Annotated in this window: 15 protein-coding genes and 1 pseudogene; 7 read left to right on the top strand and 9 right to left on the bottom strand. The window is 67.9% G+C overall.

Annotated features, from left to right (window positions below; genetic code table 11):
* Positions 1 to 98: 98 nt before the first annotated feature.
* Together ACWFRJ_RS32105 and ACWFRJ_RS32110 are read right to left on the bottom strand one after the other, a co-directional pair.
* Positions 99 to 2,735: an MXAN_6230/SCO0854 family RING domain-containing protein gene (locus ACWFRJ_RS32105; protein WP_453538817.1), complete on the bottom strand. Its 2,637-nt coding sequence runs from the start codon at positions 2,733 to 2,735 to the stop codon at positions 99 to 101.
* Positions 2,736 to 2,939: 204 nt separating this feature from the next.
* On the bottom strand, positions 2,940 to 4,379 hold the full coding sequence (locus tag ACWFRJ_RS32110; RefSeq protein ID WP_453538820.1) for a gamma-aminobutyraldehyde dehydrogenase: 1,440 nt from the start codon (positions 4,377 to 4,379) through the stop codon (positions 2,940 to 2,942).
* Between the two features lie 161 nt (positions 4,380 to 4,540).
* Between ACWFRJ_RS32110 and ACWFRJ_RS32115 the strand changes: the two genes are divergently transcribed.
* From ACWFRJ_RS32115 to ACWFRJ_RS32140, 6 genes are all read left to right on the top strand, one after another.
* Positions 4,541 to 5,053 (top strand): Lrp/AsnC family transcriptional regulator, encoded by a 513-nt coding sequence (locus ACWFRJ_RS32115; RefSeq protein WP_383273643.1) that lies wholly within the window; start codon positions 4,541 to 4,543, stop codon positions 5,051 to 5,053.
* Positions 5,038 to 6,417 (top strand): aspartate aminotransferase family protein, encoded by a 1,380-nt coding sequence (locus ACWFRJ_RS32120; RefSeq protein WP_453538823.1) that lies wholly within the window; start codon positions 5,038 to 5,040, stop codon positions 6,415 to 6,417. The genes ACWFRJ_RS32115 and ACWFRJ_RS32120 overlap by 16 nt, the downstream gene beginning before the upstream one ends.
* 195 nt (positions 6,418 to 6,612) lie before the next feature.
* Positions 6,613 to 7,407: an ABC transporter ATP-binding protein gene (locus ACWFRJ_RS32125; protein ID WP_453538826.1), complete on the top strand. Its 795-nt coding sequence runs from the start codon at positions 6,613 to 6,615 to the stop codon at positions 7,405 to 7,407.
* Complete coding sequence (locus tag ACWFRJ_RS32130; protein WP_453538829.1) at positions 7,389 to 8,546, top strand: hypothetical protein; 1,158 nt, start codon at positions 7,389 to 7,391, stop codon at positions 8,544 to 8,546. Before ACWFRJ_RS32125 ends, ACWFRJ_RS32130 begins: the two co-directional genes overlap by 19 nt.
* Before the next feature lie 144 nt (positions 8,547 to 8,690).
* Positions 8,691 to 9,095: a VOC family protein gene (locus ACWFRJ_RS32135; protein ID WP_453538832.1), complete on the top strand. Its 405-nt coding sequence runs from the start codon at positions 8,691 to 8,693 to the stop codon at positions 9,093 to 9,095.
* A gap of 102 nt (positions 9,096 to 9,197) precedes the next feature.
* On the top strand, positions 9,198 to 10,349 hold the full coding sequence (locus ACWFRJ_RS32140) for an LOG family protein (protein ID WP_453538835.1): 1,152 nt from the start codon (positions 9,198 to 9,200) through the stop codon (positions 10,347 to 10,349).
* 205 nt (positions 10,350 to 10,554) lie between these two features.
* Here ACWFRJ_RS32140 and ACWFRJ_RS32145 read toward each other — a convergent pair whose 3' ends face one another.
* The 4 genes from ACWFRJ_RS32145 to rlmN form a co-directional block, all read right to left on the bottom strand.
* A complete protein-coding gene (locus tag ACWFRJ_RS32145; RefSeq protein ID WP_453538838.1) occupies positions 10,555 to 11,613 on the bottom strand; it encodes an ABC transporter ATP-binding protein in 1,059 nt (352 codons plus the stop codon).
* Between the two features lie 2 nt (positions 11,614 to 11,615).
* Positions 11,616 to 13,304 carry an ABC transporter permease gene (locus tag ACWFRJ_RS32150; RefSeq protein ID WP_453538841.1) on the bottom strand — a complete coding sequence of 563 codons (1,689 nt, stop codon included), beginning with the start codon at positions 13,302 to 13,304 and terminating at the stop codon, positions 11,616 to 11,618.
* Positions 13,280 to 14,383, bottom strand: coding sequence for a thiamine ABC transporter substrate-binding protein (locus ACWFRJ_RS32155; RefSeq protein ID WP_453538844.1), 1,104 nt, complete (start codon positions 14,381 to 14,383; stop codon positions 13,280 to 13,282). Before ACWFRJ_RS32155 ends, ACWFRJ_RS32150 begins: the two co-directional genes overlap by 25 nt.
* Before the next feature lie 253 nt (positions 14,384 to 14,636).
* The gene (gene rlmN / locus ACWFRJ_RS32160) at positions 14,637 to 15,743 is read right to left on the bottom strand and encodes a 23S rRNA (adenine(2503)-C(2))-methyltransferase RlmN (RefSeq protein ID WP_453538847.1); all 1,107 of its coding nucleotides are present in this window, start codon (positions 15,741 to 15,743) and stop codon (positions 14,637 to 14,639) included.
* A 265-nt stretch (positions 15,744 to 16,008) separates the two neighbouring features.
* Between rlmN and ACWFRJ_RS32165 the strand changes: the two genes are divergently transcribed.
* Complete coding sequence (locus ACWFRJ_RS32165) at positions 16,009 to 19,200, top strand: tetratricopeptide repeat protein (RefSeq protein WP_453538850.1); 3,192 nt, start codon at positions 16,009 to 16,011, stop codon at positions 19,198 to 19,200.
* A gap of 123 nt (positions 19,201 to 19,323) precedes the next feature.
* Here ACWFRJ_RS32165 and ACWFRJ_RS32170 read toward each other — a convergent pair whose 3' ends face one another.
* The 3 genes and pseudogenes from ACWFRJ_RS32170 to ACWFRJ_RS32180 form a co-directional block, all read right to left on the bottom strand.
* Positions 19,324 to 19,539: a hypothetical protein gene (locus ACWFRJ_RS32170; RefSeq protein ID WP_453539454.1), complete on the bottom strand. Its 216-nt coding sequence runs from the start codon at positions 19,537 to 19,539 to the stop codon at positions 19,324 to 19,326.
* 116 nt (positions 19,540 to 19,655) lie between these two features.
* Positions 19,656 to 19,772 (bottom strand): annotated as a pseudogene (locus ACWFRJ_RS32175) (NUDIX hydrolase); the annotation flags it as partial.
* A 68-nt stretch (positions 19,773 to 19,840) separates the two neighbouring features.
* A complete protein-coding gene (locus ACWFRJ_RS32180) occupies positions 19,841 to 20,686 on the bottom strand; it encodes an IS5 family transposase (protein ID WP_453538853.1) in 846 nt (281 codons plus the stop codon).
* Between the last annotated feature and the right edge of the window lie 81 nt (positions 20,687 to 20,767).

A 20,767-nucleotide genomic window follows, 5' to 3' on the forward strand; every position in this document is an offset into this window, starting at 1 on the left:
CCCGCGTGTCACGTACAGGCAATGGACGCTGCGTCGAGCCGAGCGGTCGGGAAGCGACACCCTGTCGATCCGGGAAGCAGGAAGCGACAGGGTGTCGATCACCCGGGCTCCAGCCACCCCGCCAAGTCCCCCGCCGTGATCCGCACCAGCGCGCCCGCGTCGACCGGCCCCGGGTAGAGCCGGTACACCGTGCCGGACGCGACAGCCTCCGTGCCCTCCAACTCACCGTGCAGGAGCGCCAGGAGCGCCCGGCGGCCCGCGAGTTCCGGCTCAGCGCGCAGTTCGTCCGGCTCCCAGCCGTCCCGTACACGCAGCGCGAAGTCGGCGCGCGGCTCGTCATCGCCGCGTCGGTATCCCCACAGGACGTGGCCCCGGCCGCGCACGTACACGGGGCCTTCGGTGCGGGCCGCCGCCGTCCAGCAGGCCAGGTCCCACAGGGTGGCCCGGCCGCACGGCTGGAAGGTGTCGAGCAAGTCGTTGCCCATGCGGCCGAGCTGCCTGCGGTAGCGCCACACGTCGTGGTTGCCGTCCCCCGTGGCGAGGGTGACGTCGGTCCACCAGGCGCGCCGCGACCGCAGGTCGACGATCATCGGCACGCGCAGCGCCGCGTCACCCGCGAGGTCGAACCGCTGCCGGACCGTACGCGGGTCGTACGTCACCCGCCCCCCGCTGTCCCCGACCGCCATGAACCCCGCGAAGGCGTCCGGGAGTTCATCGAAAGGCACGTTGTTGTACGAGAGGACCGCGGGCACGACGAAGCGCACCCCCGCGTGGGCGAGCCGCGGCAGGTCGAGGTCCAGATACTCGGTGGCGCCGTGCGGGGCGGGCGCCGACGTCAGGTCCCCGGAGTGCCGGGCGGCGCCGCCCGCGTACGTCAGATGCGTGTAGTCGCACAGGCCGACGAAGCGCCACAGGTCGTCGTAGAGCGCGACGGACAGGTCGAGGTCGACGCGTACGCCCTTGGGCTGCAGCCAGTGCAGGAAGAGCCGCACGTTCTCGCTGTCGGCGGGCATGGGCAGCGAGCTGCCGCGCGGCACCGCGACCAGCGAGGCCGCCGACGCGCGCTCGGCGAACGGCACCGGCAGGTCGGCGAGCGAGGCGTCGAGGACGGCCACGTCGTACCGCTCGCCCTCCCCCGCGCCATTTCCCGCGCCATCCCCCTCCGCGAGCCGCCGCACCGCCTCCGCCTCGATCAGCTCACCGGCACGCCCCGCCACCCGCGAAGCCAGCGGCGGCCGGTGGTCCTCGACCGCGTACGCCTGGGTGACGCGCCCGCGCGGGAAGAAGACGCGGCGGTGTCCCGGCACGTAACGGACCTTCATGCGGCCGTACGCACCGAGCAGCGGACCGGGTCCGGAGCGGGGCAAGGCCTCCGAGAGCGCATCGGCCACCGCGTCCGGCAAGGTCACCGAGCCCGATCGGGCCAGCAACAGGTCAAGGCGGCGCAGGAGTTCACCGGGGCGCTCGCGAAGGAGTCCCGCCGCGGCCGTGGTGTCCCAGCGGGCGAGTGCCTCCTCGACGCGCCCCTGCCAGGTGACGATCCGCAGCCGGTCGCCTTCGAGGCGCACGTCCTCGTGCCGTGCGGCCTCGGCGAGCAGCACCTCCCACAGAGCGGATTCGCCTACACGCGTCCCGCGCAGGACAGCGAAGGCGAGCGCCACGCGCGCGTGCCGGTGGGCCTGCTCGAAGGGGTGCAGGATTTCTCCGACCCGCTTCCAGGCGCTCGGGTTGCGGGCCATGTCCTCGGCCAGGCGACGCAGGTCGAACCCGTCGAGCAGGGCGAGGAGTTCACGGCGGACGGGACGCGGGAGCCCGCGCAGACGGGGCGGTTCGAGCAGGTCGGGGTCGCCCCCGGAACGTACGACGAGGATCCGCAGCACGTCGGTGGCGGTGTCCGCGTACCGCCCCACGAGCGCGCGCACGTCCGGCACGTCCGGCACGTCGAGCAGCGGTGCGAGGGCGAGTGCCTTGCTCTCGCGCAGCGGGATGGCGGGCGGGAGCCAGTCGGCGGCGTCGGCCGGGTACAGGTGGCCGAGGAGCAGGACCAGGTCGTCGTGGTCCTGGGGGTTGAGAGGCGTACGGCGGGCGAGCAGGGACGCGAGCTCGGCGGCGGTATCGCCGGGGGCCGCCAGGCTCAGCGTGCGCAGGATCTCGCCGCCGTCGCCGCCGAGCCCCGCGCCCGTGTCGATCCAGGGGTCGGTGGGCCCTTCGGTCTCGTAGCGGTTCTCGCAGATGGGGCAGGCGTACCAGACACAGCACAGGTCGCAGCAGCCGTAGTCCTCCTTCTTGCGGTGGCAGTCGTCGCACAGCAGATGCGCGCACGGCGCGAGCGCGCGGACGCGGGCCTTGGTGCCTGCACAGTTCATGCAGGGCTGGTGCGGCTGGGCGGCGAGGCGCTGGGCGACGAGGGAGGCGAAGCGTTCGTGCGCGTGCCGGTACGGGATCTCGTCCGGGAAGCGCTGGAACAGCGGGGCGTGGTGGCGGTCGGAGCCCATCAGCGCGTCGACGTCGGCGAGCAGCTTGCGGCCGGTCGCGGCGAGGCCGGGGACGGGGAGCGCGGTCAGTGCCCGGCGCAGCGGGACGGTCAGCAGGTGCCCGCGGTCGGCGAGTTCGGCTTCGAGGACGACCACGGCGGCGTCGGTCACGGCGGACCGTGCAGCGACGGCGGGAGAGGGAACGTACACGCTCTGCCTGCGGCGCAGCAGCAGCCCCGCGAGGTCATCGGCCGTCGTCATCAGGTCACACCCCCGTAGTACGCCCCCCGTAGGGCAGAAAGGCGGGGGCGGGGAGTGGGTGCGCTACGGATCTTTTGCAGAGAAGAGAAAGAAGGAAGCACACCGCGGAGCCACCCCCGCGTACGTGACGGTACGCGGGGGCGGCGTTGCCGGGCATCCCAATTAGCCCAGGGCCCAGTGGGATTACCCCGGGGCCGGGTGTGACTAACCCTCGATCGACGTCATCACGTGCTTGATGCGCGTGTAGTCGTCGAAGCCGTACGCGGAAAGGTCCTTGCCGTAGCCGGACTTCTTGAAGCCGCCGTGCGGCATCTCAGCGACCAGCGGGATGTGCGTGTTGATCCAGACGCAGCCGAAGTCGAGGACCTTGGCCATGCGCATGGCGCGCGGGTGGTTCTGCGTCCAGACCGAGGAGGCCAGGGCGTACTCGACGCCGTTCGCGTACGACACGGCCTGCGCCTCGTCCGTGAAGGACTGGACGGTGATGACCGGGCCGAAGACCTCGTTCTGGATGATCTCGTCGTCCTGCTTCAGGCCGGAGACGACGGTCGGGGCGTAGAAGAAGCCCTTCTCGCCGACGCGCTGACCGCCCGCCTCGACCTTGGCGTGCGCCGGAAGGCGGTCGATGAAGCCGGAGACCTGCTTCAGCTGGTTGGCGTTGTTGAGCGGGCCGAAGAGCACGTCCTCGTCGTCCGGCTGGCCGGTCTTCGTGTCGGCGGCGGCCTTGGCGAGCGCGGTCACGAACTCGTCGTGGATGGACTCGTGGACGAGCACGCGCGTGGCGGCCGTACAGTCCTGGCCCGCGTTGAAGAAGCCCGCCACCGAGATGTCCTCGACGGCCTTGGCGATGTCGGCGTCCTCGAAGACGACGACCGGCGCCTTGCCGCCCAGCTCCAGGTGGACCCGCTTGAGGTCCTTGGAGGCGGACTCGGCGACCTGCATGCCCGCGCGCACCGAACCGGTGATGGAGGCCATCGCCGGGGTGTGGTGCTCGACCATCGCGCGGCCGGTGTCACGGTCGCCGCAGACGACGTTGAAGACGCCCTTGGGGACGATCGAGCCGATGATCTCGGCCATCAGGACGGTCGACGCGGGGGTCGTGTCCGAGGGCTTGAGGACGACGGTGTTGCCCGCGGCGAGCGCCGGGGCGAACTTCCACACGCCCATCATCATCGGGTAGTTCCAGGGCGCGACCTGCGCGCAGACGCCGATCGGCTCGCGGCGGATGATGGAGGTCAGACCCTCCATGTACTCCCCTGCCGCCCGGCCTTCGAGCATCCTGGCCGCGCCCGCGAAGAAGCGGATCTGGTCGACCATGGGCGGGATCTCCTCGGACCGCGTGAGCCCGGTCGGCTTGCCCGTGTTCTCGACCTCGGCCGCGATGAGCTCCTCGGCGCGCTCCTCGAACGCGTCGGCGATCTTCAGCAGGGCCTTCTGGCGCTCGGCCGGCGTCAGGTCGCGCCAGGCGGGGAACGCGGCGGCGGCAGCCTCCATGGCGGCGTCGACGTCGGCCTGCCCGGACAGGGGCGCGGTGGCGTAGGACTCGCCGTTGGCGGGGTTGACCACCTCGGTGGTCCGGCCGTCGGCGGCGTCCCGGAATTCTCCGTCGATGTAGTTACGCAGGCGGCGCAGCTCGGTGGTCACTTCCGGCCCTCCAGTCAGATGTCCAGTGGATGAGACACCCACCCTAGTCGGTACACCGACGCTTTCAACATACCCGGGGGCCCGTAGCTGCGAAATCCGTGACTATTGAAGCTTCAGACAACGAATTTCATCGATCTGACCTTGCGGAACTGTCGAGTCCTGTGCACCATGGGGTCGTGGCCAGTCGCAGCGCAGATTCCGGTAGTTCCCGGCACGGGAACAGCTCTTCTCCCATCGACGCCGTCTCCTTGGGGATCATCGAACAGCTTCAGGAGGACGGACGCCGTCCGTACGCCGCCATCGGCAAGGCCGTGGGCCTCTCCGAAGCGGCTGTGCGCCAACGCGTCCAGAAGCTGCTCGACCAGGGCGTGATGCAGATCGTCGCCGTCACGGACCCGCTCACCGTGGGTTTCCGGCGCCAGGCGATGGTCGGCATCAACGTCGAGGGCGATCTGGATCCGGTCGCGGAGGCGCTGACGGCCATGGCCGAGTGTGAGTACGTGGTCATGACCGCGGGCTCCTTCGACCTGATGGTGGAGGTCGTCTGCGAGGACGACGACCACCTTCTCGAAGTGATCAACAAGCGCATCCGCGCCCTCCCCGGCGTGCGCTCCACCGAGAGCTTCGTCTACCTGAAGCTCAAGAAGCAGACCTATATGTGGGGAACCCGATAGCCGTGAGCAAGGACCTCAGCCGAACCGCGTACGACCACCTGTGGATGCACTTCACCCGCATGTCGGACTACGAGAACGCACCCGTGCCCACCATCGTGCGTGGCGAAGGCACCTACATCTACGACGACAAGGGCAAGAAGTACCTCGACGGCCTCTCCGGCCTGTTCGTGGTCAACGCCGGTCACGGTCGTCACGAGCTCGCAGAGACGGCGTACAAGCAGGCGCAGGAGCTGGCCTTCTTCCCGGTGTGGAGCTACGCCCACCCGAACGCCGTCGAGCTGGCGGAACGTCTCGCCAACTACGCGCCGGGCGACCTCAACAAGGTCTTCTTCACCACCGGTGGCGGCGAGGCCGTCGAGACCGCGTGGAAGCTGGCGAAGCAGTACCACAAGCTCACCGGCAACCACCAGAAGTACAAGGTCATCTCGCGCGCGGTCGCTTACCACGGCACCCCGCAGGGCGCCCTGTCCATCACGGGTCTGCCCGCCCTGAAGGCCCCCTTCGAGCCGCTCGTCCCGGGCGCGCACAAGGTGCCGAACACGAACATCTACCGCGCCTCGATCCACGGCGACGATCCGGTGGCCTTCGGCCGCTGGGCCGCCGACCAGATCGAGCAGGAGATCCTCTTCGAGGGCCCCGAGACGGTCGCCGCCGTGTTCCTTGAGCCGGTGCAGAACGCCGGTGGCTGTTTCCCGCCGCCGCCCGGCTACTTCCAGCGGGTGCGCGAGATCTGCGACAAGTACGACGTGCTTCTCGTGTCGGACGAGGTCATCTGTGCCTTCGGCCGTCTCGGCACGATGTTCGCCTGCGACAAGTTCGGCTACGTCCCTGACATGATCACCTGCGCCAAGGGCATGACGTCGGGCTACTCCCCGATCGGCGCCTGCATCATCTCGGACAAGCTCGCCGAGCCGTTCTACAAGGGCGACAACACCTTCCTGCACGGCTACACCTTCGGCGGCCACCCGGTCTCGGCCGCGGTCGGCATCGCCAACCTCGACATCTTCGAGAAGGAGGGTCTCAACCAGCACGTCCTCGACAACGAGGACGCGTTCTACCAGACCCTGCGCAAGCTGCACGACCTGCCGATCGTCGGCGACGTCCGCGGCAACGGCTTCTTCTACGGCATCGAGCTCGTGAAGGACAAGGCCACCAAGGAGACGTTCAACGACGAGGAGACCGAGCGCGTCCTGTACGGCTTCCTCTCCAAGGCGCTCTTCGAGAACGGCCTGTACTGCCGCGCCGACGACCGTGGCGACCCGGTCATCCAGCTCGCCCCGCCGCTGATCTCCACCCAGGAGACCTTCGACGAGATCGAGGGCGTACTGCGCCAGGTCCTCACGGAGGCGTGGACGAAGCTCTGATCAGCATCATGTGATCGCGTGATCGAGTGATCAACAGCGGCCCCCGGGGCGCCCGTTCGAGTGAGACGGGCGCCCGGGGGCCGCGTCGTTTCCAGGCAGCGCGGCCTGGATCCCTAGCGTGCCCAGTGACCGATCGGCCCCGCCTTCGTTCCCCCGTACGGGGGAGGCAAACTGATCTGAACCGAGGTGTACGTGATGGTGGCCCCGCCGGACAACGACGTGCTGTGGGCACGCGCCCTGCACGTCACACACAACGGCTCGCCCGCGCTCACCGGCGTGTCCCTGGGCGTGCGCGAGGGCGAGATCCTCGCCGTCACCGGGCCGCGCGGCAGCGGCAAGACGACCCTCCTGCGCTGCCTCTGCGGCCAGCTCCTGCCCGAGCGGGGCGAGGTCTGGTTCAACAGCGCACCGGTGCACACGATGAGCGCGGCGGTCCGCGAGCGCCTGCGCCGCGACCGCTTCGGCTGGATCGACCCGGAGCCGCACCTCGTGCCCGAGCTCACCGCCCGCGAGAACGTCGCGCTGCCGCTGATGCTGCGCGGCGCGTCGCACCGGACGTCCAAGAACAGCGCCCAGGAGTGGCTCGACCGCCTCGACATCGGCGACTGCGCCCGCAAGCGGCCCCACGCGCTGCTCCAGGCCCAGCGCCAGCGCATCGCCATCGCCCGCGCCCTGGTCACGATGCCGTCCGTGATCTTCGCCGACGAGCCGACCGCGCCGCTGTACCGCGCCGACCGCGCCCACGTCCTTCGTACGCTGACGACCGCGGCCCGCTCGCACGGCATCACGGTCGTCCTCGCCACGCACGACGCGGAGGTCGCCGCCCTCGCCGACCGGACGGTCACGCTGCTCGACGGGCGGCGCGTGAACACGGTGCATCTGCCGGGGGCGGGCGGAGAGCCTGCTGCGGACGGTGGTGCCGGTGATGCGTCCGCCGATGGCGACTCCGACGACGCGGAAGGCCGGGCCGCGTGCTCGCTCTCCGTCTAGCCCGCGGGGCCCACCCCCTGGTCCAGCTGCGCAGACTGCTCGTCGCCGCCGCTTCGGCGGGCACCGGCTTCCTGCTCCTGTGCACGCTGGGGTACGCGATGGGGCACGCGGACGCGTCGGGCGGCGCCCTGCTGCGCCTCGCCTGGTGCGTCGCACCGATCGCCGCCACCGTCTACTTCGCCGTCACCGTCGCCCGCACCGACCCGGCGACCCTGCCGCGCTCCGGGCTCTCGGCGGTGGGCCTCGGCCCCGCCAAGCTCACGGTGCTCGCCGCGATCTCCACGGCCGTCGCGTGCACGCTCGGCTCGATGGTGGCGCTCCTGTTCTTCCTGCACCTGCGCGGCGATCTGACGGGCCTGCCGTTCGACGGCGCCGCCGCCGAACTGCTCGCCGCCCGGTACCCGTTGCCCCTCGCCGCCGCGCTCACCCTCCTCGCCGTCGTCCCGCTGACCGCCTCCGCGGCGAGCGCCGCCGCGCTGCGGCCCCGGCCCCCCAAGCCGCGCGACGAGCAGGACGGAGCGGCGCGCCCTGCCGCGCCGCCGAGCGGGCTTCCCTGGGGGGTCGCGCTGCTCGCGGCGGGCCTCGCCGTCGAGTCGTACGCGAGCCGCTCGAAGAGTGCGTCGGACCTCGCGATGCCGGGCGGCCTGGCCGGCAGCCCCGTGGGGGTGCTCGCCGGGTGGACGCTCACGGCGATCGGCCTCGCGCTCGCGGGTCCCGGCCTCACGTATCTGTGCGGACGGGTCCTGCAATCGGTGCGGCCGGGCGCGATGCGGCTGCTCGCCGGGCGCGGGCTGCAGGAGGACGCGCGGCGGATCGGGCGTCCGCTCGGGGTGCTCTGTGCGGTGGGCTCCGGGGCGTACGCGGCGCTCACCCTCTACTCCGGTGACCGGCCCGCCATCGGCCCGCTGACCATGCTCGGATCGCTGCTCGTCGCGGGCTGCGCGGCGCTCACCGTGATCACGGTCGCGATCGAGGCCAAGCACGCCCGCGCGGACACGACGTCCGCGCTGCTCCAGCTCGGGGCGCCGACGTCGATGCTGCGCGGCACGGCGGCGCTGCGGGCGGGCACACTCGCGGCCGTGTTCGGGCCGCTGACCTGGGTGGTCGCGGAGTTGGCCGCGGTGCCGCTCACGGGGTGAGAGACCCGGCCGACCGTGCGGAAAGAAATCCCGCGACGGCCGATGAGTTCCGCGTCGAACGTACGTCTACCCCTCCGTAAGACACGGGCACTGGCACGAACGCACGCGCCGACTCGCAGGACTCACCTCACCGGGAGACACCTCATGTACCAGCAGATGATCTTCGTGAACCTCGCCGTGAACGACGTCGACAGCTCAAGGAAGTTCTTCACGGAGCTCGGCTACACGATCAACCCGCAGTTCTCGACGGACGACTGCGCCTGCGTCGTGATCAGCGAGACGATCATCGCGATGCTGCTGAGCAAGCCGCGCTACCAGGACTTCACGAAGAAGGAGATCGCGGACTCGACGACGACCAGCGAGACCCTGCTCTGTCTGAGCGCCGAGAGCCGCGAGAAGGTCGACGAACTGGTCGACAAGGCCGTGGCGATCGGTGGCACGGCGGGCGAGACGCAGGACCACGGCATGATGTACGGCCGCGCCTTCGACGACCTGGACGGCCACACCTGGGAAATCGTGTGGATGGACCCCTCCGCGGTGCAGGGCTGAGAGCTGTCGGTGACGGGCTCGCGGGGTCACGGCCGACGCCCGGCGCGATCTGCTCAGCACACGATCCGCTTAGTCAGCACACGATCTGCTTAGCATGGGCGGATGCAGCCGACTCCTGAATCCGCGTCCGCCCCCGGCCCCTCCCCCCGACTCCCGGGCGGTGACCGCGAGATCGAGTCGCTCGAGGAGTTCGACGAGATCGCCGCACACGGTTCGCTCGCCGGATGCCGGGTCCAGGCGATAGACCTGACGGGGCGTACGTCCTCGCTGCGGGACTGCGACGCCACGGGCACGGTGTTCCTCGGCTGCGCGATGGAGCAGGAAGCGGTGGACGCGGTGCGGGCCGCCGGGGCGCTGGTGTTCCCACCCGTCCCCGGCCTGCCGTTCGACCCGTACCGCGGACTTCTCCACACGCCGGAGGAACTGTTCGCGGGACTCGCCGATGGCGGGTACGAGGCGACTCCCGACGCCCGTGCATACGCCTGGTTCCAGGAGACCAAGGCCGACGGCGACGTCTTCTCCTCGATGCTCCGCTCGATCCACGACGACTCGGTCTCGGACGCCCTCGACGAACTCCTCGTCAGCGCACGGGTGGTGGGCGTCATGGGCGGGCACGCGATGGCCCGCGGCACGGAGGCGTACGCCGGTGCCGCCCGGCTCGGGCGCTCGCTCGCCCGCGACGGGTTCACGGTCGCCACGGGCGGCGGCCCCGGCGCGATGGAGGCGGCGAACCTGGGGGCGTACGCGTCCGTCTTCCGCGACGAGATGCTGGACGAGGCGCTCGAGCTCCTCGGCAAGGCGCCGTCCTTCACCCCCTCGATCACCGACTGGGCGCGGGCCGCCTTCGAGATCCGCGAGCGCTGGCCCTCCGGCGGCGACTCGGTGGGCATCCCCACCTGGTTCTACGGCCACGAGCCGCCGAACGCCTTCGCCACCCACCTGGCCAAGTACTTCGCCAACGCCACCCGCGAGGACGGCCTGCTCGCGCGCTCGAACGCGGGCATAATCTTCCTCCCCGGCGCGGCGGGCACGGTCCAGGAAGTCTTCGACGCGGCGACACCGAACTACTACGAGTCGCGTGGCGAGCCGGCCCCGATGGTCCTGGTGGACCGCGCGCACTGGACGGAACACCTCCCTGCCTGGCCGCTGCTGCGGGCGCTGGCGCGGGGGCGGTCGATGGAGGCGCGGATCGCGTTGGTGGACGGGGTGGAGGAGGCTCCGGCGGCGCTGGCATCCATCCAGTCCGGCGGATAGTCCGGCCCGTCCGGTGTTTGAGGGCGAACTTGGCGCTCGCCGGTGACGACGGCGCCCCAGGCCCCCGCGCCGGAGCGGGTTTTCGGGAAGGGGCGGGGCTGGGGCTGGGGCTGGGGCTGGGGCTGGGGAAATTCCACCCACCCGACGCCCGCTCCAGCCAGAAATCCGGCAACCCCCGCTCCCCAGCACCACGACATCTGCCGGGTCAGCCCAGAAGCACGACATCCCCCACATCGAACGCGACGCCCACCGTCTCCCCCACCCCGGGCGCGTCCCGCAGCGCACAGGCCGCCTCAAGGCGCGGCCCCGACCGGGGCTCCAGATGTACGGCGACATGGGTACCCCGGAAGGTACGCGCCGTCACCACGCACGGCACTCCCTCGTCGGCGGGCACGAGCCGCACTCCGGTCGGCCGGACAAGGAGCCGGCACGGCCCGTCCTCCGCGCCCTCCGGCACCGGCACCTTCCCCCAGACGGTGTCCGCCACGTCACCCACGACCGTCGCGTCGACGACGTTGTCGAAGCCGAGGAACCGCGCCACGAACTCGTCCGCCGGATGCCGCCAGACCTCAAGAGGCGTACCGGACTGGGCGATACGCCCTTCCCGCATCACCACGACCCGGTCCGCGAGCGCGAACGCCTCGCCCTGGTCATGCGTGACCGCGAGCACCGTCGTACCCAACTCGTCGAAGAGTTCGCGGAGTTCGACGACAAGCCGCTCGCGCAGCGACCGGTCGAGCTGCCCGAGCGGCTCATCCAGCATCAGCAGGCGCGGCCTCGGCGCGAGCGCCCGCGCCAGAGCGACCCGCTGCTGCTCGCCGCCGGAGAGCGAGGCGACGGCACGCTTCTGCGCACCCGGAAGGCCGACGAGATCGAGCAACTCGGCGACCCGGTCGGCCTGTTCAGCCCGCGACGCCCCGTGCATGCGCAGCCCGAAGGCGACATTGCCCGCCACGTCGCGCTGCGGGAACAGCTGATGATCCTGGAACATCAGGCCGACCCCACGCTTGTGCGCGGGCACGCCCCGCTGATCGCGGCCGTCGAGCAGGACCTGCCCGGCGTCGAGCTCCTGGAGCCCGGCGACCGCACGCAGCAGCGTCGACTTGCCGCTGCCGCTGGGCCCGAGGACGCACACGATCTCGTGCGGCGAGACCTCCAGACCGACCCCGTCAAGGACGGCTCGCGCCCCGAACCGCACGGTCGCGTCGGCGAGCGTCAGCAACCCCACACTCACACCCACACCCACATCTGACCCTGCGCTCATCATCAGAACTCCCCGGTCGTGCGGTCGGTACGGAGCCGTTCGAGCAGCAGCAGGGACACCGCGCACACCACCATCAAGATCGTCGAAAGAGCCATCGCCTGGCCGTAGTTGAGCTCACCCGCCCGCCCGAGGAGCCGTGCCACGGCGACCGGGAGCGTCGGGTTGTCCGGCCGCGCGATGAACACCGTCGCGCCGAACTCGCCCAGGGACACGGCGAAGGCGAACCCGGCGGCGATGAGCAGCGCCCGTCGCACCATCGGCAGGTCGACCTCCCGCCACGCCCGCAGGGGCGATGCCCCGAGCACGGCCGCCGCCTCGCGCAGGCGTCCGTCCACCGCGCGCAGGACGGGAAGCATGGTGCGTACGACGAAGGGCACGCCCACAAGCGCCTGCGCGAGCGGCACCAGGATCCACGTGGAGCGCAGGTCAAGAGGTGGCTTGTCCAGCGTGATCAGGAACCCGAAGCCGACCGTCACCGCGGAGACCCCGAGCGGCAGCATCAGGAGCGCGTCGAAACCGCGCACCAGGCGACCGGCCTTCCGGGTGAGCGCCGCCGCCGCGAGCCCGCCGATCACCAGGGCGATGGCGGTGGCGGCGAGCGCGTACTGGAGCGAATTCCAGACGGCGTCGATCGGCGGGACGAGGAAAGCCCCGCCTTCCGCCGATGTCAGCTCCTTGAAGTAGGTGAAGCCGTAGCCGTCGGGCCCGCTCAGCGAGCGCTCGATCAGGACCCCGAGCGGCAGCAGTATCAGCACGGCGATGGTGACCATGACCCCGGTGAGCAGCGCCCACTGCCCCGCGCCGCGCGGCCGTCGCGCCACAGCTGACGCGTCGACGAGCTTCAGCGCGGTCTCCCGCCTGCGCACGGTCCACGCGTGCACGGCGAGGATCAGGCCGACCGCCGCGAACTGCACGATCGTCAGGACGGCGGCCGTCGACAGGTCGAGGAGCTGGGCGGTCTGCCGGTAGATCTCGACTTCGAGGGTCGAGTACGCGGGCCCGCCGAGGATCTGCACGACACCGAAGGAGGTGAACGTGAAGAGAAAAACCATGAGGGACGCCGCGGCGACGGCGGGACCGAGAGCGGGCAACGTCACCGTCCGCCAGGCGGTCCACCGCGAGGCGCCGAGCATCCGCGCGGCCTCCTCCTGGCGCGGGTCGAGCTGCGACCAGAGCCCGCCGACCGTCCGTACGACAACGGCGTAGTTGAAGAAGACGTGCGCGAGCAGAATCGCCCACACGGTCGTGTCGAGCCGCACACCCCACATCTCGTCCAACAGCCCACCCCGCCCGAGCAGCGCGAGGAACGCGGTACCGACGACGACCGTCGGCAGCACGAACGGCACCGTGACGACCGCCCGCAGGACCTGCTTGCCCCTGAACTCGAAGCGCGCGAAGACGTACGCGCCCGGGAGCGCGATGAGCAGCGTGAGCGCGGTCGACGCGAGCGCCTGCCAGGTGGTGAACCAGAGCACGTGCCGGACGTCGGACTGCGCGAGGACATCGAGGATCCGCCCGAAACGCCACTCCCCGCCCACCTTCAGGCCGCGCGCGACGATCGCGGCGACCGGGTAGGCGAAGAAGAGCGCGAAGAACGCGACGGGCGCGGCCATGAGACCGAGCCGCGCCGCGCCCCCGCGCCCGGCCCTCTTGCGGGCCTGGCTCTTTACTTCAGTACGAGCGAGGTCCACGACTTGACCCACTGCTCGCGGTTGTCGGCGATCTTCTTCGGAGCCATGGTCTCCGGCTTGTCGATGGTCACGCCGTGCTTGACGAACAGCTCGGGCAGCTCGGCGTTCTTCCGCACCGGGTTCACGAACATGTTCAGCGGCATGTCGTTCTGGAACTTGGCGCTGATGAGGAAGTCGAGCAGCGCCTTGCCGCCCTTCTCGTTCTTGGCATTGCTGAGCAGCCCTGCGTACTCGACCTGCCGGAAGCAGGTGCCGGTCGCGACGCCGGTCGGCGCCTCCTTGGGCTGCGGCTTGGCGTAGAGCACCTCGACGGGCGGCGACGAGGCGTAGGAGACGACGAGCGGCCTCTCGCCCTTGGCCTTCTTGCCCCCGGCAGACCCGGAGAACTCCTCGTTGTAGGCCTGCTCCCAGCCGTCGACGACCTTGACGCCATTGGCCTTGAGCTTCTTCCAGTACCCCTGCCAGCCCCCATCGCCGTACTGTGCGGCGCTGCCGAGCAGGAACCCGAGCCCGGGAGACGAGGTAGCGGCGTTCTCGGTCACGAGCAGGTTCTTGTACGCGGGCTTGGCCAGGTCGGCGAAGGACTTCGGCGGGGCGAGCTTCTTGTCGGCGAAGTACTTCTTGTCGTAGTTGACGCAGATGTCGCCGCTGTCGACGGGCGTGACGCGATGCTTGCCCTGATCGACGCGGAACTGCGAGCCGATCTGATCCGAGCCCTTGGCCTCGTAAGACTGAAACAGATCGTTGTCGAGCGCGCGAGAGAGAAGCGTGTTGTCGACACCGAAGAAGACATCCCCCTGCGGGTTGTCCTTGGACAGGATCGCCTTGTTCACGGCGGCACCCGCGTCGCCGTCCTTGAGGACGTTGACCTTGTAGCCGGAGCTCTTCTCGAACGCCTTCAGTACGTCCTTGGAGACGTTGAAGGAGTCATGGCTGACAAGCGTGACGCTCTTGGAATCGGCGGCCTTGTCGCCACTGCCGGACGAGCTGCCGCACGCGGAGAGCGCGACGAGCGAGAGGCCGACGGCGACGGCGGTGACGGCGACCTTCTTGGTGACGCTGTTGTTGATGGTGCTCACTGAATTGATTCCTCCTGGAGTGACCAGGAAGAGACGCGGCCCTGCCCACAGCCTTGAAGGGGCTGCGGGCAGGGCGCAACAGCATGAGTGATGTCCGAACTTCCTACCCGGAATGACCCGGGCAAGGTTCAGAGGGTCTGCGGCCAACCTGTCCTTGGTGCCGCACTCTCAGCGCTGTGGCGCTCCCCTGTCGGAATATGAAGATGTGTTCCGGCTATGAAGTTGTGTTCCGGCCAGACTAACGCCCGGCGGACTAACGCTCGGACGCGGCGAGCTGACCGCACGCCCCGTCGATCTCCTGACCACGGGTGTCACGAACCGTGACAGGCACGCCATGAGCGGCGATGGCGTCCACGAAGGCCTTCTCGTCCTCCGGCCGCGACGCGGTCCACTTCGAACCCGGCGTCGGGTTCAGCGGGATCAGGTTCACGTGCACGGGCTTGTTCTTGAGCAGCCGCCCGAGCCGGTCACCGCGCCACGCCTGGTCGTTGATGTCGCGGATCAGCGCGTACTCGATGGAGAGCCGGCGCCCGGACTTGGCCGAGTACTCCCAGCCCGCCTCGAGCACCTCACGCACGTTCCACCGCGTATTGACGGGTACGAGGGTGTCGCGCAGCTCGTCGTCGGGCGCGTGCAGCGAGATGGCGAGGCGGCACTTGAAGCCCTCGTCGGCGAACCGGTGGATGGCGGGCACGAGGCCGACGGTCGACACGGTGATGCCACGCTGCGAGAGACCGACGCCATCGGGCTCGGGGTCGGTGAGCCTGCGAATGGCACCGGCCACGCGGTTGTAGTTGGCGAGCGGCTCGCCCATCCCCATGAACACGATGTTGGAGAGCCGTGCGGGCCCGCCCGGGATTTCACCATCCCTGAGCGCGCGCATCCCGTCGACGATCTGGTGCACGATCTCGGCGGTCGTCAGATTCCGGTCGAGGCCGGCCTGCCCGGTCGCACAGAACGGGCAGTTCATCCCGCACCCGGCCTGCGACGAGATGCACATCGTCACGCGGTCCGGGTAGCGCATGAGCACGGACTCGACGAGCGTCCCGTCGAAGAGGCGCCACAGCGTCTTGCGGGTGGTGTCGTCGTCACAGCTGATGTGCCGCACCACGGACATCAACTCGGGAAGCAGCGCCTCTTGCAGCTTCTGGCGCGAACCGGCGGGGATGTCGGTCCACTGCTCCGGGTCGTGCGCGTACCGCGCGAAGTAGTGCTGCGAGAGCTGCTTGGCGCGAAACGGTTTCTCGCCGACAGCTGCGACGGCTTCCTTGCGCTCGGCGGGCGTGAGGTCGGCGAGATGCCGCGGCGGCTTCTTGGCTCCGCGGGGCGCGACGAAGGTGAGTTCTCCGGGTACAGGCATGGTTCTTCCAGTGTCGCAGACGGTTGGGCCCCGGCCAGGTCACCGACTATCGGTGGTGGTCGTTGTTGGTCACCACTCGTGTCTGTGGGCCGCCCTTGGACGGCCCACAGACGGCCCGGCGGTTCCCTGGCTGGCCTGCGAGAACGATCCGGCCAACCTGCCAGATCTCAGCGGATGAGTAGTTGGGTGTCCTGGAGACAGGAGCTAGCCACCTAGTGGAGCATGGCCTTGGTGATACGCCCATCCGTTTGAGGAAGGTGTACAGGTGGCGGGTCGGGGTCCGACACGGCAGGAGCTGATCCGGCAATGGCGCCGGAGCGGTTTCGTCGGTCGTCATGGCGAGATTACAGCTTTCAAGGACGCTTTGAATCGTCCTCCAGAAGAGACACCCCAGTTCCTCTTCCATATCCATGGCCAGGCTGGCGTCGGCAAGTCCACCCTGGTTCGACAATTGGAGAATGCCGCCCGTGAAGCAGAAGCGCTGACCGCGTACGTCGACGAGTCAGTAGTGGACGTGGTCGAAGCGATGGCCGCAGTCAGTGCTCAGTTCGCTCAACAGGGTGCAGCACTGAAGAGCTTCGACAAGCTACTGGCAACGTATCGGCAGCGCCACTATGAAGTCAGTGCTGGGGCCACCACAGCCGGGACCGACCCAGTCAACGCTGCAGGTGGGGCGGACCCAGCAGGACAACCGCCATCTCCATCGAGCATGGTGGTTTCGCAGCTTGGTCTCGCTGGGCTAGGCCTGATTCCCGGAGTTGGTGCATTCACTGGTGCGGTCGACCCGAGTCAAGTAGCCGCTGGGGCAGACCGCGTAAAGGCGCTGCTTAGCGCACGGCTACGCAGTCAAGAAGATGTTCAGCTGGTCCTATCTCCAATACAGGCCCTCACACCGGTCTTCCTGAAAGACCTGGCGGAGGTTGCAAGACGCTGCCCTTGGTTAGTCTTGTTCTTCGACACCTATGAACGCACAGGACCGCTGCTTGATGTATGGCTGCGACATGTTTTGGTCAGCGATCGATACGGCGAGATACCGGCAAACGTTCTAGTGGTCCTCTCAGGGCAACAGCAGCTCAACCTACAGCGTTGGGGGGACTGGCTCGACCTGGTTACGGATCTTCCACTAAATGTGTTCACGGAAGTGGAGGCACGCCAGTTTCTGACCTCCAAGGAAATTACCGACGAACACGTCATCGATGTGATACTTAAACTCTCCGAACGGCTACCCGTGCTGATTTCCACCCTGGCCGAGTCACGGCCAGCGAATGCAGCAGAGGTAGGAGATCCAAGCGGAACTGCAGTTGAGAGATTCCTCAAATGGGAGTCTGATCCCGCTCGTCGTGCTGCAGCCTTGGCCGCAGCGCTCCCGCAGGAGCTCGATGAAGACATTTTCCGCGCGGCTGTCGACGACGAGGGCGCCGGGGAGCTGTTCAGCTGGCTGCAGTCAATGCCCTTTGTCACAGATCATGCCGGGCGATGCACGTTCCACGAGGTCGTCCGAACTGTGATGCTGCGCTTGCAACGCCAGCAATCACCAGCACGATGGCGTGTGCATCACACTCGCTTGGCTGATTCCTTTCGTCAACGGCGAACCCTTATCGAAACCCCCACTAATCCGAACACCAATAACTGGGAGGACGCGCACTGGCGCAGTCTCCGAATACAGGAGACATACCATCGATTGTGCGCCGACCCCGGCACTGCCCTTTCCAGCGCTTTACGTGAAGCGCTGGACGCTTACACCCGCAGCACGAGCACCTTTCGCCGATGGGCTCAGACCTTTATTCAAGCTGGCCAGGACACCGATAGCGACACTGTAAGTGATTGGGGAAAGGAACTCCTGAGAACTTTAGAGAATGACCAACCTGGCATAGCTGCCATTTCGCTGGTGCTATCCCGCGCTGAACTCGACACCCTGGGGAGATCCAAGGCCCATTCCCTCCGCGGCCAAGAACACCGCAGAGCTGGTAAATACGACCAGGCCCTGGTCGACTACAATGCTGCGCTTTCTCTTGAGCCGGAGAATTCCACTGCTTTGCGCGGTCGCGGCGAAACGCATCGCCTTATGAGCCACTCGGAAAAGGCGATCTCCGACTTTACCCGCTCCATCGAAATTCAGCCTGCTGAAATCAAGGGATTCACGCGGCGAGGCCTGACGTACGAGTCCATGGGGAGCTACGAGGAAGCGCTGGTCGACTACACCCACGCCATCGAAATCGACCCCACCCATGCATGGGCATGCGCCCATCGTGGCCTGACGTACGAGTCCATGGGGAGCTACGAGAAAGCACTGGCCGACTACACCCACGCCATCGAAACCGACCCCACCTACACATGGGCGCTCATCAGTCGTGGCAACACCTACGAGTCCATGAAGCGCTACGAGGAAGCACTCGCCGACTACACCCACGCCATCGAAACCGACCCCACCACCTATACATGGGCGCTCACTAACCGCGGCAGCACCTACCACTCCATGAAGCGCTACGAGGAAGCACTCGCCGACTACACCCGCGCCGCCGAAACCGACCCCACTTACACATGGGCCCTCATCAGCCGTGGCAACACCTACCGTTCGATGGGGAGCCACGAGGAAGCACTCGCCGACTACACCCGCGCCATCGAAATCGACCCCAACTCACCCTGGGCCCTCACTAATCGCGGCGACATCTACCATTACATGAAGCGCTACGAGGAGGCGCTGGCCGACCTCACCCGCGCCATCGTAGCCAACCCCAATCACGCGTGGGCCCTCATCAGCCAAGGACGCGTCTACGAATCGATGGGGCTATACGAAGAATCCCTCGCTAAATTAACCCATGCCATCGAAATCGAACCTAATTCCTTTTACGCCCTCAGTAGTCGCAGTGTCATCTATCGCCTAATGGGGAATTACGAGGAAGCGCTGCGCGATTCATTTCGAGCAACGGAGCTGCAACCAGATCATGCGTGGTCTCTAGCCAACCGGGGTGTAACCTACCGCTACATGTGTCGTTACGAGGAAGCTATCGCCCCCCTCGCACGTGCCCTTGAGATCAAACCTGATGAAACTTGGTTCCTGTACGAGAGGGGGGTGGCGCTGCACGCCCTGGGGAACCCAGACGGAAAGAATCAGCTCGAACAGCTGATTGAACACCTCTCTCTCGATTCAACCAGGGAAACTCCTCACATCTCAGACACGGGAAATCTTTTCCTTGCTTGCTGTGCAATATGCAACTGGGAAAGCGCTGAGCGATACTTGGGAGACTTCCTAAGTGAAGACCCATCGCGTGGAAATATCAGTGAACTACTCGCAGCCACAAGGAGCCTGGATCAGGCCACCCGTTCATCGGGAAATAATTTGACGTATTTCTGTATTCGCTTGGGCGATGCATTCAGTATCGGCGGAAGTGACATCACTGCATGGCCTACGCCGACAGCAGGTGACTCCCCGACCCGAGGAAGGGAGGGCCCATGACTTAGAGCGGGCGATGCTCAAGTCGAGATCGCACCTCAAGTTCTCCCGCGTTCACAATGCTGAACACACGCACCCCATAGCGAGCACGGAGCTGAGGAGAACCGCTTCGCGGCGATTGGGCAGTTAGTGACCGGGAGGAACGCCATGCTCCAGGTATGCCATGCCACCCCGCTGCCGAGCGGTCATTGCAGCACAAATACGGCGTGCAAGACGGGGGATTGTGAGGTTGTCGACGGCACCGACATCGTGGAAGCCGTAAGCCTTGATCTCGGAAGCTTGCAGCTTGATCTGCGCCTGAAGCTCATGCGAGAGTGCGCCGCCATCGAGGAGGTACAGCACCTTGTCACCTTCGGAAGGGCTGGGAGCCCAGTCGACGACGAGCAGACGCCCGGTCTCCGGCGCAATGCCAGTTCCTCTTGCACCTCACGGACGCACGCTTGCTGCGGCGACTCACCCGCATCGACATACCTTCCAGGGATATCCCGGTAGTCCTTGTACGTCGACTCAAGGAGCATGACGCGGTCCAGGGCATCAAAGAAGAGCGCGCCCGAGGCCATCCGCGGGCGCGCCATCTTCGCTTTGTGTTCGTTCTCGGTCCCGCTCACGTGACCGAACCTAGAGGGCGTCTGAGAAGCCCCGTTCAGGGCAGGACTCTCGCGGTTCGGTGCAGTAGGAGCATGATCGTGGCCAGGTAGATCGCGTTCTCCTGGCTGGCGGCCAGGTACTCGTAGTCCTTGGACAGTCGCCGGTAGCGGCCCAGCCAGGCGAAACTCCGCTCGATCACCCAACGCCGGGGCACCACCGCGAACATGGGCACCACCCGGGGTGGGGCGTCAGTCTTTGGCCAGGCGCTGCGGGAACCGCCGTCCTTGCGCTGCACGATCTGAATCGTGATCCCCGTTTCCTCGCGGACCCAGGTCAGGAAGTCACGGCCGCGGTAGGTCTGGTCGGCCCACAGATGCCGCAGCCGCGGGAAGTTCCCGGAGCATCGGGCCAGGAGCACGGCGGCGCCGTCGCGGTCGCTGACGTTGGCCGGGCTGACGCACACCGCCAGGACCAGGCCGAGCGTGTCCACCAGAAGGTGCCGCTTGATCCCCTGGATCTTCTTACCGCCGTCGTAGCCGTGCCGGCCGCCGCGCTCGGTGGCCTTGACGCTCTGGCTGTCCACCGCTCCGGCGCTCGGGGTGGGTTCACGGCCCTGGCCAGGATGTTCCCTGGCTCGCAGTGCGGCGAGGATCTCTTCCCAGCGGCCCTCGATCCGCCGCTGCCGCCAGTAGTGATAGACGCTCTGGTACGGCGGGAAATCATGCGGGAGCAGCCTCCAGGCGCAGCCGGCCCGCACCCAGTACGCCAGGGCGTCGATGATCTCCCGACGCGGATGCTTCGGCGGCCGCCCGCCCGGTTTCGCTGGCGGCTCGAGCAGTGCCAGTACTGCCCACTCCACGTCGGACAGATCGGTCGGATACGCGCGCCGTTCCCCGGCCATCTTGGCCTCCATGAGCGCAGGGACTACCAACTCGCCTGCCCTGAACGGGGCTTCTCAGACGCCCTCTGACCAGCTCACACC

It is taken from the genome of Streptomyces sp. NPDC055239, assembly GCF_053606205.1.

Coding starts and splice junctions, on each gene's coding strand:
- rlmN (WP_453538847.1), bottom strand. CDS start 15,743: ATGCCTGTACCCGGAGAACTCACCTTCGTCGCGCCCCGCGGAGCCAAG.
- ACWFRJ_RS32105 (WP_453538817.1), bottom strand. CDS start 2,735: ATGACGACGGCCGATGACCTCGCGGGGCTGCTGCTGCGCCGCAGGCAG.
- ACWFRJ_RS32125 (WP_453538826.1), top strand. CDS start 6,613: ATGGTGGCCCCGCCGGACAACGACGTGCTGTGGGCACGCGCCCTGCAC.
- ACWFRJ_RS32145 (WP_453538838.1), bottom strand. CDS start 11,613: ATGAGCGCAGGGTCAGATGTGGGTGTGGGTGTGAGTGTGGGGTTGCTG.
- ACWFRJ_RS32135 (WP_453538832.1), top strand. CDS start 8,691: ATGTACCAGCAGATGATCTTCGTGAACCTCGCCGTGAACGACGTCGAC.
- ACWFRJ_RS32140 (WP_453538835.1), top strand. CDS start 9,198: ATGCAGCCGACTCCTGAATCCGCGTCCGCCCCCGGCCCCTCCCCCCGA.
- ACWFRJ_RS32180 (WP_453538853.1), bottom strand. CDS start 20,686: ATGGCCGGGGAACGGCGCGCGTATCCGACCGATCTGTCCGACGTGGAG.